Source organism: Pantoea sp. C2G6 (genome assembly GCF_051336815.1).
Taxonomy (GTDB): Bacteria; Pseudomonadota; Gammaproteobacteria; order Enterobacterales; family Enterobacteriaceae; genus Pantoea.
Window position 1 is genome coordinate 138,745 of sequence record NZ_JBGMNJ010000003.1, and the last position, 14,712, is coordinate 153,456.

The 14,712-nt window shown below is 52.5% G+C and carries 11 protein-coding genes; 2 read left to right on the forward strand and 9 right to left on the reverse strand.

Annotated features, from left to right (window positions below; all coding sequences use genetic code 11):
- Nucleotides 1-11 precede the first annotated feature (11 nt).
- The 5 genes from oppC to ACCW71_RS06585 all read right to left on the reverse strand — a co-directional run bounded on the left by oppC (nt 12) and on the right by ACCW71_RS06585 (nt 6,602).
- Nucleotides 12-920 carry an oligopeptide ABC transporter permease OppC gene (gene oppC / locus ACCW71_RS06565; protein ID WP_436370322.1) on the reverse strand — a complete coding sequence of 303 codons (909 nt, stop codon included), beginning with the start codon at nt 918-920 and terminating at the stop codon, nt 12-14.
- Between the two features lie 14 nt (nt 921-934).
- A complete protein-coding gene (gene oppB, locus ACCW71_RS06570; protein WP_436370324.1) occupies nt 935-1,855 on the reverse strand; it encodes an oligopeptide ABC transporter permease OppB in 921 nt (306 codons plus the stop codon).
- Between the two features lie 92 nt (nt 1,856-1,947).
- Nucleotides 1,948-3,588, reverse strand: coding sequence for an oligopeptide ABC transporter substrate-binding protein OppA (gene oppA / locus ACCW71_RS06575; protein ID WP_436370325.1), 1,641 nt, complete (start codon nt 3,586-3,588; stop codon nt 1,948-1,950).
- A gap of 155 nt (nt 3,589-3,743) precedes the next feature.
- Nucleotides 3,744-5,369, reverse strand: coding sequence for an ABC transporter substrate-binding protein (locus ACCW71_RS06580; RefSeq protein WP_436370326.1), 1,626 nt, complete (start codon nt 5,367-5,369; stop codon nt 3,744-3,746).
- A gap of 585 nt (nt 5,370-5,954) precedes the next feature.
- On the reverse strand, nt 5,955-6,602 hold the full coding sequence (locus ACCW71_RS06585) for a YchE family NAAT transporter (RefSeq protein ID WP_436370327.1): 648 nt from the start codon (nt 6,600-6,602) through the stop codon (nt 5,955-5,957).
- 462 nt (nt 6,603-7,064) lie between these two features.
- Here ACCW71_RS06585 and adhE point away from each other — a divergent pair, with 462 nt between their 5' ends.
- Nucleotides 7,065-9,752, forward strand: a complete 2,688-nt coding sequence (gene adhE, locus ACCW71_RS06590) for a bifunctional acetaldehyde-CoA/alcohol dehydrogenase (protein ID WP_436370328.1) — start codon at nt 7,065-7,067, stop codon at nt 9,750-9,752.
- Between the two features lie 63 nt (nt 9,753-9,815).
- Here the strand turns inward: adhE and tdk are convergent, their stop codons facing one another.
- Nucleotides 9,816-10,442, reverse strand: coding sequence for a thymidine kinase (gene tdk / locus ACCW71_RS06595; RefSeq protein ID WP_436370329.1), 627 nt, complete (start codon nt 10,440-10,442; stop codon nt 9,816-9,818).
- 393 nt (nt 10,443-10,835) lie between these two features.
- On the opposite strand from tdk, the gene hns reads away from it, so the two are divergent.
- Entirely contained in the window at nt 10,836-11,243 is a 408-nt protein-coding gene (gene hns / locus ACCW71_RS06600) for a histone-like nucleoid-structuring protein H-NS (RefSeq protein WP_436370330.1), read from the forward strand.
- A gap of 96 nt (nt 11,244-11,339) precedes the next feature.
- Here hns and ACCW71_RS06605 read toward each other — a convergent pair whose 3' ends face one another.
- From ACCW71_RS06605 to galU, 3 genes are read right to left on the reverse strand one after another with little or no spacing between them, the layout of a single operon-like run.
- Nucleotides 11,340-12,347, reverse strand: a complete 1,008-nt coding sequence (locus ACCW71_RS06605; RefSeq protein WP_436370331.1) for an NAD-dependent epimerase — start codon at nt 12,345-12,347, stop codon at nt 11,340-11,342.
- A gap of 14 nt (nt 12,348-12,361) precedes the next feature.
- Nucleotides 12,362-13,702 carry a UDP-glucose dehydrogenase family protein gene (locus ACCW71_RS06610; protein ID WP_436370332.1) on the reverse strand — a complete coding sequence of 447 codons (1,341 nt, stop codon included), beginning with the start codon at nt 13,700-13,702 and terminating at the stop codon, nt 12,362-12,364.
- A gap of 22 nt (nt 13,703-13,724) precedes the next feature.
- Nucleotides 13,725-14,633 (reverse strand): UTP--glucose-1-phosphate uridylyltransferase GalU, encoded by a 909-nt coding sequence (gene galU, locus ACCW71_RS06615; RefSeq protein ID WP_436370333.1) that lies wholly within the window; start codon nt 14,631-14,633, stop codon nt 13,725-13,727.
- Nucleotides 14,634-14,712 lie beyond the last annotated feature (79 nt).

Sequence of the window (14,712 nt, forward strand, 5' to 3'; positions counted from 1 at the left end):
CGGGAAACTCCTTAACGATCTTTCGGGTCGAGGGCATCGCGCAGGCCATCGCCAATAAAGTTGAAACAGAACAGCGTGACCACCAGAAAGCCTGCCGGATAGAGTAACAGCCACGGCGAGACTTCCATGGAGTTGGCCCCATCGCTGAGCAGTGCGCCCCAGCTACTCAGCGGCTCCTGGGTGCCCAGACCGAGGAAGCTCAGGAAGGATTCAAACAGGATCATGCTCGGCACCAGCAGCGAGGCGTAAACCACCACCACGCCCAGCACGTTAGGCACGATATGACGTACCACGATTTTCCAGGTTGAGACGCCGCCAACGTGGGCAGCTTCAATAAACTCTTTGCGCTTCAGGCTCAGGGTCTGCCCGCGCACGATACGCGCCATATCCAGCCAGGAGACCATGCCGATGGCGGCAAAAATCAGCAGGATGTTGCGGCCAAAAAAGGTGACCAGCAGAATGACGAAGAACATAAACGGGAAGGAGTTGAGGATCTCCAGAACGCGCATCATCGCGGAGTCAATTTTACCGCCGAGGTAGCCAGCGACTGAACCGTAGAGGGTGCCGACAATTACCGCGATCAGGGCGGAGGCGACGCCAACCATCAGTGAAATCCGGCCACCAATCGCCACACGCACCAGCAGATCGCGCCCCGACGAATCGGTGCCAAACCAGTGACCCGAGGTGGTGTCAGGTGGCGCGGACATCATCGCCCAGTCGGTGTCATCATATTTAAACTGCGCCAGCATTGGCGCAAAGATGACAAACAGGGTAATCAGCAGCAGCACCAGTAAACTGATGGAGGCGGCACGGTTATGGATAAAGCGACGACGGGCATCCTGCCACAGGCTGCGCCCTTCTACTTCCAGCTTCTCACTGAACGCATCAAGAGCTTCGCTGTTTTTCTTACTTAACATCATGGCGAACTCCGCAATCAGTAACGAATTTTGGGATCGATAACGGCATAGAGCACGTCAACAATCGCGTTAAACAGGATGGTCAGCAGACCCACCAGGATGGTCAGGCTCATCACCAGCGAGTAGTCACGGTTCAGCGCGCCGTTGACAAACAGCTGGCCGATACCTGGCAGACCGTAGATCGACTCAATCACCATCGACCCGGTAATAATGCCGACAAACGCCGGGCCCATATAGGAGATCACCGGCAGCAGCGCAGGTTTCAGCGCGTGACGCAGCACAATGCGGCGCAGCGGCAACCCTTTGGCGCGGGCGGTACGGATAAAGTTGGAGTGCATCACTTCAATCATTGAGCCGCGGGTAATACGCGCGATACTGGCGATATAGGCCAGCGACAGCGCCACCATCGGCAGCAGCATGTAGTTCCACTGCCCGCCGTTCCAGCCTCCCCCCGGCAGCCATTTCAGGCTGATGGCGAACAGCAGCACCAGCAGCGGTGCGACCACAAAGCTGGGTATCACCACGCCGGTCATTGCCACCCCCATTACCGCAAAATCCCACAGGCTGTTCTGTTTAAGCGCAGCGATCACCCCGGCGGTGACGCCGAGTACCACCGCCAGCAGGAAAGCGGCCAGGCCAAGTTTGGCTGAAACCGGGAACGCATGGGCGACCAGATAGTTGACCGAGTAGTCTTTGTATTTAAATGAGGGGCCGAAATCGCCGTGTGCCAGCTGCACCAGGTAATCGACATACTGCTTACCAATAGGATCGTTGAGGTGATATTTCGCCTCGATGTTGGCCATCACTTCCGGGGCCAGGGTACGCTCACCGGTAAACGGGCTGCCGGGTGCCAGACGCATCATAAAGAAGGAGATGGTGATCAGGACGAACAGCGTCGGGACCGCTTCAAGCAAGCGACGCAGGATGAATTTTAACATTGCCGTACCTACCAGGCTGTTGCTTCACAACAGATAAATAAAGATAAAAGGCGGCGCCAGACGCGCCGCCACTGCTGATAGCCTGTGTGCTATTAGTGTTTAATGATGTAGAAGTCTTTATCCAGCGTTTTATCCAGTGGATCTTTACCGGTGTAACCGCCGACATAAGGTTTCACCAGACGGGTATTCACGTAGTAGTAAACCGGTACGATGGTGCTGTCTTTATCCAGAATCTGCTCCGCTTTCTGATAGTCAGCTGCACGGGCTTTTTCATCCGGGGCTTTAATCGCGTCACGCACCACTTTGTCAAACTCTTCGCTCTTATAATGCGCGGTGTTACTGCTGCTGTTCGACAGCATGGTATTCAGGAAAGATGTGGGTTCGTTATAGTCTGCACACCAGGCGGCGCGTGAGACATCGAAGTTACCCTGATGACGGGTGTCCAGGAAGGTTTTCCACTCCTGGTTCTCCAGCTTGATGTTCACCCCGATATTTTTCTTCCAGATCGACGAGGCGGCAATCGCCAGCTTCTTGTGCAGATCGGAGGTGTTATACAGCAGGTTGAATGTCAGGGGTTTATCGGCGGTATAACCCGCTTCAGCCAGCAGCTTTTTCGCTTCGGCATTACGTTTGTCCTGTGACCATTTGAACCAGTCTGGCGGCAGAATATCCATACCGTCGGTGGATGGCGGCGTGTAGCTGTAGGCTGGCTTCTGACCCTGCGCCAGCACTTTATTCACCATGATGTCACGATCCAGACCCAGCTTCAGGGCGGCGCGCACGCGAGGATCGGTGAATGGCGCTTTCTGGTTGTTAATTTCGTAGTAGTAGGTGCAGAGATAGGGATCAACGTGCAGCTCTTTACCGTTGTCACGCTGTAACTTTTTAAACAGCTCAATTGGCAGGTTGTTATAGGTCATGTCACTGCCGTTCTCAGAGAAGTAGCGGTTAACATCGCTGACTTCAGAACTGATGGGCAGGAAGGTGACTTTGTTCAGCACTGTGTGCTCATTGTCCCAATAGTTCGGGTTACGCACCAGGGTGATGCGTTCGTTGATCACGTGCGCATCCAGCTTAAAGGCACCGTTGCCGACCCAGTTCTGTGGCTGCGTCCACTGATCGCCGAATTTTTCAATCGCCGGTTTGTAAACCGGTGACATCACGGAGTTGATCAGCAGCTTATCAAAATAGGGAACCGGCTCACTCAGGGTGACTTCCAGCGTGTGATCATCAATGGCTTTCACGCCCAGATCGGTAATCGGTTTTTTACCGGCGATGATCTCATCGACGTTCAGGATGTGACCATACTGCGGATAGCTGGCGTAAGGCGACGCGGTTTTCGGATCGACCAGACGCTCCCAGCTATAAACGAAGTCGTGTGCAGTGACCGGCTCGCCATTGGACCATTTGGCATTTTTGCGCAGGTGGAACGTCCACACCTTGAAATCTTTATTTTCGTAACTTTCCGCCACGGCCGGGATCGGTTTGCCGTTGCTGTCATTGACCAGCAAACCTTCATACAGGTCACGCGCCACGTTATCTTCCGGCACGCCTTCAATTTTGTGCGGATCGAGCGACTGCACTTCATCGCCATTACCGCGTACCAGCTCCTGTTTTGCTGCCAGCTCTACGCCAGCGGGTACTGTCGCAGCCAGAGCAGCATTCCCTGCCAGTGCGCTCACTGCGGCGAAGACGCCAGCAGCAATCAGGCTTTTTTTCGTGATGTTGTTCATTATTACACTCCAGTTTTATTATCGTCACCGCGGCGATTTATGCCCCGGTGTCCCCCGTCTGCGGGTTTCCCAGGCCTGTCAGCCTGGAAAGCGTGACCCTGTAAGGTCCGCACACTGACGCGCTTCCCGACTGTCTCGCCGGGTAGAAGCCGTCATCAGTGCTGTTTTATGAAGTAGTACTTCAGGTCTGTCATGTCCTGCGGGTCTTTGCCCGTAAAGCCGCCAACCCAGGGCTTTACCAGGCGCACACTTACGCGGTAGTAAACTGGCACAATTGGTGAGTCTTTGTCGAGTTGTGTTTCAGCCTGCTGATACAGGCTGGCGCGTTGCGCCTCGCTGCCCGCCGTCAGGGTCTCCGCCATCAGTCGATCAAACGCCGGGCTGCGGTAAAACGCGGTGTTGATCGAGGCGTTGCCGATCAGCATGTTGAGGAAGGTTGAAGGCTCATTGTAATCGGCGCACCAGGTGGCACGCGCCACGTCATATTGCGCCTGACGCCGTGTCTCCAGCATGCTCTTCCACTCCTGGTTTTGCAGCGTCACCTTCGCGCCGAGGTTTTTCTGCCACATCGACGCGGCAGCAATCGCCTGGCGTTTGTTCTGATCGGAGGTGTTGTAGAGCAGCGAAAAAGAGAGCGGATGTGCGGCATCAAATCCCGCTTCGGCCAGCAGTTTTTTCGCCGCCTCATTACGCTGCGCCTGCGTCCACCTGAACCAGGCGGGCGGGCTGAGCGTGATCCCCGCGGTGAACGGCGGCGTCAGGCTGTAGGCCGGAATCTGCCCCTGAGCCATGATCTTATTGGCAATCACCTCGCGATCGAGGGTCATTTTCAGCGCGGCGCGCACCCGTGGATCGGTAAACGGCGGCTTTTTGTTGTTGATTTCATAGTAGAAGGTGCAGAGGAGCGGACTGACTTTCACTTCATCGCCCAGCTCTTTGCGCAGTTTGCCAAACAGCTCCGGCGGCACTGCGCTGTTGGTCATATCGATACCGCCGCTGCGGTAGCGATTAATATCGCTGTTCTCAGAGGCGATAGGCAGGAAAGTGCCCTGCTCGATTACCGTATGCGCATTATCCCAGTAGAGAGGATTGCGCTTCAGCACGATCTTCTCATTCACTACCCAGTCACTCAGGCTATAAGCGCCATTACCGACATAGTGGTCAGGTCGGGTCCAGGCGTCGCCCCACTGTTTAATCGCCGGGGCATAGACCGGTTTCATCGCGGTATGCGCCAGCATCGCCACCAGATAAGGCACCGGTTCACTCAGGGTAATTTGCAGCCGATGATCATCCAGCGCTTTTACCCCCAGCTGGTCTGGTGCGGCTTTGCCGGTAAGAATGGCATCAATATTGGCAAAATGGGCGGCCTGAAGATAGCTGGAGTAAGGCGAGGCGGTATGGGGATCCGCCAGCCGACGCCAGCTGTAGACAAAATCGGCGGCCGTTACCGGCTGGCCGTTGCTCCACTTCGCCTCATCACGCAGCGTGAAGATCCACTGGGTAGGCGTCGGATTCTCCCAACTCTTTGCCACACCCGGCACTACCTGACCGGCGTTATCGGTGTTAACCAGGCCATCCAGCAGATTGAGAATGATGTTCGATTCCGGCACGCCCTCGGTTTTATGGGGATCGAGCGAGGCGACTTCACTGCCGTTGTTAATCACGATCTGTTGCAGCGCGGCCAGGGCGGTGCCCGGCGGAACGGTGGCCGCATAGGCTGGTGTAAAAACAGTAAACAGAATCCCGGCGAGTGTAGACCGCTGTAGCGATAGTGCTTTCATCCCAATCATGCGAAAACGCCAACCTTTAATTAAGTATCCCGATAGGCTTAAGCAAAAAGCGTTCTCACTTTGGGCTTTCGGAGAAAAAAAAATCATGTTGAGCCAAAAATTATCAGAAGCGGCCATAAGGCGCCAAAGCAAAATAGCCAAAATGTTAACTAATTCTCTTTTATCATGAGAAGTGGTGCAGCGGAAGTGTTAATTTTTCAGCGAAAAATATCTTATCAATATGAAAAATAGCGATTTTCGTTAAAAAACCCCACTTCACCAGCCAGGAACGGGCGAAAGAGAGTGATTCTGGTGGTTATGCTGGATAGATGGCAGCTGATGCGATGGAAATAAAAGGGAATAACCTTAAGATAGCGTTTTATCACGACGATGGTAAAACGCTAAGCAGAATATCATGTGAAAATAGTGACATTATTTCTCAATAAAAAGTCTGTGATCCCTGCCGCAGTAATGAAATTAATAATGCATTGCTCTCATTTAGCGGGATGAATAAATGCATCATTATGGTGCAGTAAATCCCTCTTTTGCACCACGATGAATCACAACTTCCTTTTACTGCCTGAAATAAGGGAGGGATTAACCGAGTAAACCTGGAAAAATAGATTTCAGACCGGTCACGACAAACTCAATTCCCAGCGCCATCAGCAGCAGCCCCATGATTCGGGTAATCACGTTAATGCCGGTCTGACCCAGGATACGCACCATTAAAGGGGCGGCCCTGAACAGCAGCCAGCAGCAGAAAGCAAAGATGGCAATCGCCAGGGTGAAACCCAGCAGATTCAGCCAGCTGTGATAGCGGGTACTCCAGACAATGGTCGAACTGATCGCCCCCGGCCCGGCCATCAGCGGTAACGCCAGCGGCACCACCCCGACACTTTCGCGGATCGCCGTTTCTGACTTCTCCTGTTTGTTCTGCTTATCTTCGCCCAGCTTGCCGCTGATCATCGACATCGCAATGGTGACCACCAGGATCCCGCCGGCAATACGGAAAGAGTCAATGGAGATGCCAAATACCCGCAGAATCGCATCGCCCAGAAACAGTGAAGTCCAGAGAATGATGGCGACCGCCAGATTGGCCGTCAGGTTGGTTTTATTGCGCTCAGCCGCTCCCTGATAACGGGTCATGCTGATAAACACCGGAATAATCCCCACCGGATTGACCAGCGCGAACAATCCGACAAAGAATTTTATATAACCTGATAAATCTAAAAGCGCTGGGTTCACGACTGACTCCGTAACACTGGGGGGGAGAAAACGCGACTAATGTAAGTGAAAAGTCGCTGATGCGCCAGATGCTGGCACAGCTATTTATACTATTGAACTGGCGCAGGTTTAGCGCATTTCGCCAGAGATCAAAAACCCACTGGTTTTAGTCGCTACCCGACCGGCCAACCGCTGGCGTAAACGGATTTGATGGCTGACAGCGAGAAAGGGCTGCTGAAAGGTGTCAGCTTGCGCTCAAATTGATCTGAATCAAAATTGGTCTACCTCAAACCAGGTAATCTTTTCGCAACGGAAGTCACAGCATCAGACAGCAAAACAGCACGGGCTGTCCAGCAAGACTTATTTAGTAAACAGTTGAATATCCTGACATTCCGCCCTACTCCGACACGTTATGGCAGCGTGACTATACTCAGGACGCAGGATTGTTTACTAAAAAAGTTTAACTTCCTTCAGGAGAACACCATGGCCGTTACTAATGTCGCTGAACTTAATGCACTGGTTGAACGTGTAAAAAAAGCCCAGCGTGAATATGCCAACTTTTCCCAACAACAGGTTGACGCCATCTTCCGTGCTGCCGCCCTTGCCGCTGCTGACGCCCGAATTCCACTTGCCAAGATGGCCGTCGCCGAATCCGGTATGGGCATCGTCGAAGACAAAGTGATTAAAAACCATTTTGCTTCAGAATATATCTACAACGCCTATAAAGATGAAAAGACCTGCGGTGTGCTGGCCACTGACGATACTTTCGGTACCATCACTATCGCGGAACCCATTGGCATCATCTGTGGCATCGTTCCCACCACCAACCCGACTTCCACCGCCATTTTTAAATCGTTAATCAGCCTAAAAACCCGCAACGGTATTATCTTCTCGCCACACCCACGCGCCAAAGACGCCACTAACAAAGCCGCTGAGATTGTGCTGAAAGCCGCGATTGCCGCGGGTGCGCCAAAAGATATTATCGGCTGGATCGATGCGCCTTCAGTTGAGCTGTCAAACCAGCTGATGCATCACCCTGACATCAACCTGATCCTCGCCACCGGCGGACCGGGTATGGTGAAAGCGGCTTACAGCTCCGGTAAACCGGCGATTGGTGTCGGTGCCGGTAACACGCCAGTGGTGATTGACGAAACCGCGGATGTGAAGCGTGCGGTCGCCTCTATCCTGATGTCAAAAACCTTTGATAACGGGGTGATCTGCGCCTCTGAGCAATCGGTGATTGTGGTGGATGCCGCTTATGATGCGGTGCGTGAACGCTTCGCCAGCCATGGCGGCTATCTGTTGCAGGGTGCTGAGCTGAGCGCGGTGCAGAATATCATTCTGAAAAACGGCGGTCTGAACGCGGCGATCGTTGGTCAGCCCGCGTTCAAAATTGCTGAAATGGCCGGTATCAGCGTGCCGCCAAGCACCAAGATTCTGATTGGCGAAGTTAAACTGGTGGATGAGTCTGAGCCATTTGCTCATGAAAAACTCTCCCCTACGCTGGCGATGTACCGGGCGAAAGATTTCGCGGACGCCGTCGATAAAGCGGAAAAACTGGTCGCCATGGGCGGCATCGGTCACACCTCCTGCCTCTATACCGACCAGGACAACCAGACCGAGCGCGTTAACTACTTCGGCGACAAAATGAAAACCGCGCGTATTTTGATCAATACGCCTGCGTCACAGGGCGGTATCGGTGACCTCTACAACTTTAAGCTGGCACCCTCACTGACGCTGGGTTGTGGTTCATGGGGCGGAAACTCGATTTCAGAGAACGTCGGTCCGAAACACCTGATCAATACCAAAACTGTCGCCAAGCGAGCTGAGAATATGTTGTGGCATAAACTTCCAAAATCTATCTACTTCCGTCGGGGCTCTCTGCCAATTGCGCTGGAAGAGGTGGCAACAGATGGAGCGAAACGTGCCTTTATCGTCACAGACCGCTTCCTGTTCAACAATGGCTATGCCGATCAGGTGACCCGCGTCCTTAAATCACACGGCATTGAAACCAAAGTCTTCTTTGAAGTCGAAGCTGACCCTACCCTGAGCATTGTGCGCAAAGGCGCCGAGCAGATGAACAGCTTCAAGCCCGATGTGATTATCGCGCTGGGCGGCGGCTCCCCGATGGATGCGGCGAAAATCATGTGGGTGATGTATGAACATCCTGAAACCCACTTTGAAGAGCTGGCGTTGCGTTTCATGGACATCCGCAAACGTATCTACAAGTTCCCGAAAATGGGTGTCAAAGCGCGCATGGTGGCTATCACCACCACCTCCGGTACCGGCTCTGAAGTGACACCGTTCGCTGTTGTAACCGATGATGCCACCGGTCAGAAATACCCGCTGGCTGACTACGCTTTAACCCCGGATATGGCGATTGTCGATGCCAACCTGGTGATGGATATGCCACGTTCGCTCTGCGCCTTTGGTGGTCTGGACGCCGTTACCCATGCGCTGGAAGCCTATGTGTCAGTGCTGGCGAATGAATATTCAGATGGTCAGGCATTGCAGGCTCTGAAACTGCTGAAAGAGAACCTGCCAGCCAGCTATGCCGAAGGTGCAAAAAATCCGGTGGCGCGTGAACGGGTACACAATGCGGCCACCATCGCCGGTATCGCCTTTGCCAACGCCTTCCTCGGCGTATGTCACTCAATGGCGCATAAACTGGGTTCAGAGTTCCATATCCCACACGGCCTGGCTAACGCCCTGCTAATCTCTAACGTTATTCGCTACAACGCCAATGACAATCCGACTAAACAGACCGCTTTCAGCCAGTACGATCGTCCGCAGGCACGTCGTCGCTACGCCGAGATCGCTGACCATTTAGGTCTGAGCGCCCCGGGCGACCGTACCGCGCAGAAAATCGAGAAGCTGCTTGGCTGGCTGGATGAGATTAAAACTGAACTGGGCATCCCGACCTCTATCCGTGAAGCAGGCGTACAGGAAGCGGACTTCCTGGCGAAAGTGGACAAGCTGGCCGATGATGCCTTTGATGACCAGTGTACCGGTGCTAACCCGCGCTATCCGCTGATTGCTGAACTGAAACAGATCATGCTCGATACTTACTACGGCCGCGAGTTCACCGAACCCTTCTCCAGCGTCGCTGAAGCCGTTGCTGAGCAGCCGGTTAAGAACGTGAAAACCGAGAAAAAGGTCAAAAAAGTCTGAAACCCTGAGCTGACTCTCTGATAAATAAAAACCCGCCGCGGCGGGTTTTTTATCATCTGAGCATCAGCGCTCGTTGAGCGGCGTTTGCGCGCCGTGAATCGCCTGCAACGATCCCTGTTCTATCGCCTGTTTGTAGTGCTTGCGACAGACGGAGATATAACGCTCGTTGCCGCCAATCACCACCTGCTCCCCCTCACTGAACGGCCTGCCCTCACTATCCAGCCTCAGCACCATGCTCGCCTTGCGGCCACAGTGACAGATGGTTTTAAGTTCGACCAGCTTATCCGCCCACGCCAGCAGGTACTGACTACCGATAAACAGTTCACCGCGGAAGTCGGTTCGCAGTCCATAACAGAGTACCGGAATATCCAGATCATCGACCACGTCGGAGAGCGATTTGACCTGTTCCCGCGTCAGGAACTGGCTCTCATCCACCAGCACACAGTGAATGGGCTGAATGGCATGCTCAGCAGCAATCTCACTGTAGAGTGAGGTCTCTGCGTTATATAACTGTGCAGGCGAAGAGAGACCGATACGGGAACTCACCTGGCCGGCCCCAAAGCGGTTATCAATTTCGGCCGTGTAGACCAGCGTGCGCATTCCGCGTTCCTGATAGTTATAGGAGGATTGCAGTAGTGCGGTTGATTTACCTGCGTTCATGGCAGAGTAATAGAAATAGAGTTGAGCCATAGCAACATATCTTCATCGGGACTGAACGGAATGGCGCGCATATTAGCATAAAGTCCTGTCAATCTGCTGGGATTGATTGCGCGGGGGAGAAATCCGTGAGGGTGCTATCAGAGCGCAGTTTCGCCCTGTCCGGCCATCCTCCCTTTCACCGGGATATATCCCTGACAAATAAAATGACATTTTTGTTACGGATCTGAACAGATTAAATTTATTGATTATCGCTTCGCTAAAAATAACGGTTATTGCGCATAACCAGGAATTTTCTTAAGCTGATTATTTTCCGGCACCATTCCCCTTTATTCCTTCGCGGTTTATTTTGTGATTGAAGTTATTTATTGTCGCCTCTACTATTGGCGTGCAACACAACTTTTCCCTTATTCAGAGACCAGGACAATGAGCGAAGCACTAAAAGTTCTAAATAATATTCGTACGCTGCGCGCCCAGGCCAGAGAGTATCCTGTCGAAATACTCGAAGAGATGCTGGAAAAACTGGACGTGGTGGTAAAAGAACGCCGCGAAGAGGAATCTCATTTTCAGGCAGAAAATGAAGAACGTACTCGGAAACTTAATCAATACCGGGAAATGCTGCTGGCAGATGGCATTGACCCACAGGAACTGATTGGTACGCTGACAGAAACCCGAACGGCAGCCAAAGGTAAACGCTCAGTGCGCCCGGCTAAATATGCTTATACCGATGAAAAAGGCGAGTCCAGAACCTGGACAGGTCAGGGCCGGACACCCGCCGTGATTAAAAAAGCGCTCGAAGAACAGGGTAAACAGTTAGACGATTTTTTACTGTAATTTGACCGGGTTTTGCTGAGGCGTTTTATCTGAATAATCGCTTCGTTTTAAATAAAAAAGGAAGCCTGCGCTTCCTTTTTTTTATTCAGCTGTACGTCAGACCTGATAGAAATCGCGGTACCAGTCGACAAAGCGTTTAACCCCCTCTTCCACACCGGTCTGCGGTTTAAAGCCAATCGCTTTAAACAGGGCTTCAGTATCTGCGCTGGTCTCCAGCACGTCACCCGGTTGCATTGGCATCAGATTCTTCTGTGCAGTAATGCCCAGCGCTTTTTCAATCGCCTCGATATAGCGGATTAAGGTTACAGGCTGACTGTTCCCGATATTATAGACCCGATAAGGCGCTGAACTGGTTGCTGGCGATCCCGTCTCAACCGTCCAGTTTTCATCCTGCTGTGGAATAACATCCTGTAACCGGACAATCGCCTCAGCGATGTCATCAATATAGGTGAAATCGCGCTTCATCTGGCCCTGGTTATAAACATCAATCGCTTCACCGGCCAGCATGGCGCGGGTGAATTTAAACAGGGCCATATCGGGGCGTCCCCACGGGCCATAGACGGTGAAAAACCGCAGCCCGGTGGTCGGCAGCTGATAGAGATGCGAATAGGTATGCGACATCAGTTCATTGGCTTTTTTGGTGGCGGCGTAGAGCGAAACCGGATGATCGACGCTGTCATCGGTGGAGAAAGGCATTTTGCGATTCAGGCCATAAACCGAGCTGGATGACGCATAAAGCAGATGTTCAATTTTATGGTGGCGGCAGCCTTCAAGAATATTGAGGTGACCGATGAGATTTGAATCGGCGTAAGCGTGGGGATTTTCAATGGAGTATCGGACGCCAGCTTGTGCGCCCAGATGAATAACACGCTGGAACTTATGCTGTGCAAACAGTGACGCAATTGCGTCACTGTTTGCCAGATCCCCTTCAATAAAGGTAAAAGCGGGATCTGATTTAATCAGATTCAGGCGGGCGAGCTTAAGATTTACGTCGTAATAATCATTCAGGTTGTCGATACCGACAACCTGGTGACCGGCGGCCAGCAGACGCTGGCTGACATGAAAACCAATAAAGCCTGCGGCGCCGGTGACCAGAAAGTTCATAAATCCCTCGTTAATTACGCAATTTGAATAGACGCTCCGCGGCCGATTGCATAATAAACGAAACCGCGTTTGCTGGTACGCTCTGGATCATACAGGTTACGACCATCAAAAATCACGGGTTCTTTCAGTGCATTTTTGATGACGTCAAAGTCAGGTGCACGGAAGTTCTGCCACTCCGTACAGATGACCAGGCCGTCCGCGCCCTGAAGTGCCGCTTCTTTGGTACCCATCAGCTTAAGATCGCTGCGGTGACCATAGATGCGCTGCGCTTCGTCCATTGCTTCCGGGTCAAACGCCTGTACCGAGGCACCCGCTTCCCACAGCGTTTCCATCAGCACGCGGCTGGAGGCTTCACGCATGTCGTCAGTGTTAGGCTTGAATGACAGACCCCAGATAGCAAAGGTTTTGCCGCTCAGATCGTTACCAAAATGACGTTTGATAAAGGTCGGCAGCTTGGTCTTCTGGCTGTCATTGACATCTTCCACCGCCTGTAACAGACGTGGCTGATACCCAATCGATTCAGCAGTACGGATTAACGCCTGCACATCTTTCGGGAAGCAGGAGCCGCCGTAACCGCAGCCAGGATAGATGAAGTGGTAGCCAATACGGGGATCAGAACCGATACCCTGGCGTACTTTTTCAATATCCGCGCCTAAACGTTCAGCCAGGTTGGACATCTCATTCATAAAGCTGATTTTCGTCGCCAGCATGCAGTTTGCCGCATACTTGGTCAGCTCTGCGCTGCGGATGTCCATCATGATCATACGATCGTGGTTACGGTTAAACGGCTCATAAAGCTCGCGTAACAGCTCGACCACGTCGTCGTTGTCGGTGCCGACAACGATACGCTCAGGACGCATGCAGTCATTGACCGCCGCGCCTTCTTTCAGGAATTCCGGGTTCGACACCACATCAAATGTGATGTTGACATCACGCGCTTTGAGCGCTTCCGTCATGACCGCACGAACTTTGTCTGCTGTGCCAACCGGTACGGTTGATTTGTCGATAACCACTTTGTGATCGTTCATATGCTGCGCAATGGTGCGCGCAACTGCGGTCACATATTTCAGATCGGCAGAGCCGTCTTCATCCGGTGGGGTACCGACTGCAATAAACTGCATAACACCATGGTTAACGCCCTGCTCAGCATCAGTGCTGAACTTCAGACGACCCGCTTCGTAATTGGACATTACCAGCGGTGTCAAACCCGGTTCGAAAATAGGAATGATGCCTTTTTTCAGATTTTCGACTTTGTTTTCGTCGACATCAATGCAGAGAACGTCATGTCCGACTTCGGCTAACACCGCAGCCTGAACCAGACCGACATAGCCGATACCAAATACAGTGACTTTCATCGAGTTATCCTGTGTTTATGAATTACTTTTTGTTGCCAACCGCGCCATCGAGCCATTCAGAAAAATCTTTGCCCAATACCGGATGACGAACACCGTACTCAACGAAAGCCTGCATGTAGCCCAGTTTGTTACCGCAGTCATGGCTCACACCTTTCAGGTGATAGGCTTCAACGGTCTCTTTTTCCATCAGCATGGCGATAGAGTCAGTCAGCTGAACTTCGCCGCCGGCACCTGGAGGAGTTTTTGCCAGCAGTGGCCAGATATCCGCAGAAAGCACGTAACGACCCACAACTGCCAGGTTAGATGGGGCTTCTGCCGCTTTCGGCTTCTCAACCACACCGACCATAGGTGCGCTGTCGCCTGGGTTCAGTTCTGCACCCTGACAATCCACCACGCCATACGCCGTCACATCAGCCACCGGCTCAACCATGATCTGGCTGCGGCCAGACTCTTCATAGCGGCTCAGCATTTCGGCCAGGTTGTCTTTGGTTGGGTTGGATTCATACTCATCGATGATCACGTCTGGCAGGATAACCGCAACCGGCTCGTCACCCACTAAAGGATGTGCACACATGACCGCGTGGCCCAGACCTTTGGCGATACCCTGACGGACCTGCATGATGGTGACGTGTGGTGGGCAGATAGACTGGATTTCATCCAGCAGCTGACGCTTAACACGTTTTTCCAGCATAGATTCCAGTTCGAAGCTGGTGTCAAAGTGGTTTTCGATAGCGTTTTTAGAGGAGTGCGTAACCAGCACGATCTCATTGATGCCTGCGGCGATACATTCGTTAACGACATACTGGATTAACGGCTTATCAACCAGCGGTAACATCTCTTTCGGAATCGCTTTGGTAGCCGGGAGCATGCGCGTACCCAAACCCGCTACCGGGATTACCGCTTTTTTTACTTTGGTATTATTGGCAGACATTAAGATACCTCTCTCATAGGCCGTTCAAGTTAATACTTGATATGTCGGTTTAAAATCGAAAACGAGTATAACAGTTTGT

Bases quoted from the DNA above. Each gene is read 5' to 3' on its own strand.
- oppA (WP_436370325.1), bottom strand. From the start codon at position 3,588: ATGAACAACATCACGAAAAAAAGCCTGATTGCTGCTGGCGTCTTCGCC.
- ACCW71_RS06605 (WP_436370331.1), bottom strand. From the start codon at position 12,347: ATGAACTTTCTGGTCACCGGCGCCGCAGGCTTTATTGGTTTTCATGTC.
- oppB (WP_436370324.1), bottom strand. From the start codon at position 1,855: ATGTTAAAATTCATCCTGCGTCGCTTGCTTGAAGCGGTCCCGACGCTG.
- hns (WP_436370330.1), top strand. From the start codon at position 10,836: ATGAGCGAAGCACTAAAAGTTCTAAATAATATTCGTACGCTGCGCGCC.
- galU (WP_436370333.1), bottom strand. From the start codon at position 14,633: ATGTCTGCCAATAATACCAAAGTAAAAAAAGCGGTAATCCCGGTAGCG.
- adhE (WP_436370328.1), top strand. From the start codon at position 7,065: ATGGCCGTTACTAATGTCGCTGAACTTAATGCACTGGTTGAACGTGTA.
- ACCW71_RS06610 (WP_436370332.1), bottom strand. From the start codon at position 13,702: ATGAAAGTCACTGTATTTGGTATCGGCTATGTCGGTCTGGTTCAGGCT.
- tdk (WP_436370329.1), bottom strand. From the start codon at position 10,442: ATGGCTCAACTCTATTTCTATTACTCTGCCATGAACGCAGGTAAATCA.
- ACCW71_RS06580 (WP_436370326.1), bottom strand. From the start codon at position 5,369: ATGAAAGCACTATCGCTACAGCGGTCTACACTCGCCGGGATTCTGTTT.
- oppC (WP_436370322.1), bottom strand. From the start codon at position 920: ATGATGTTAAGTAAGAAAAACAGCGAAGCTCTTGATGCGTTCAGTGAG.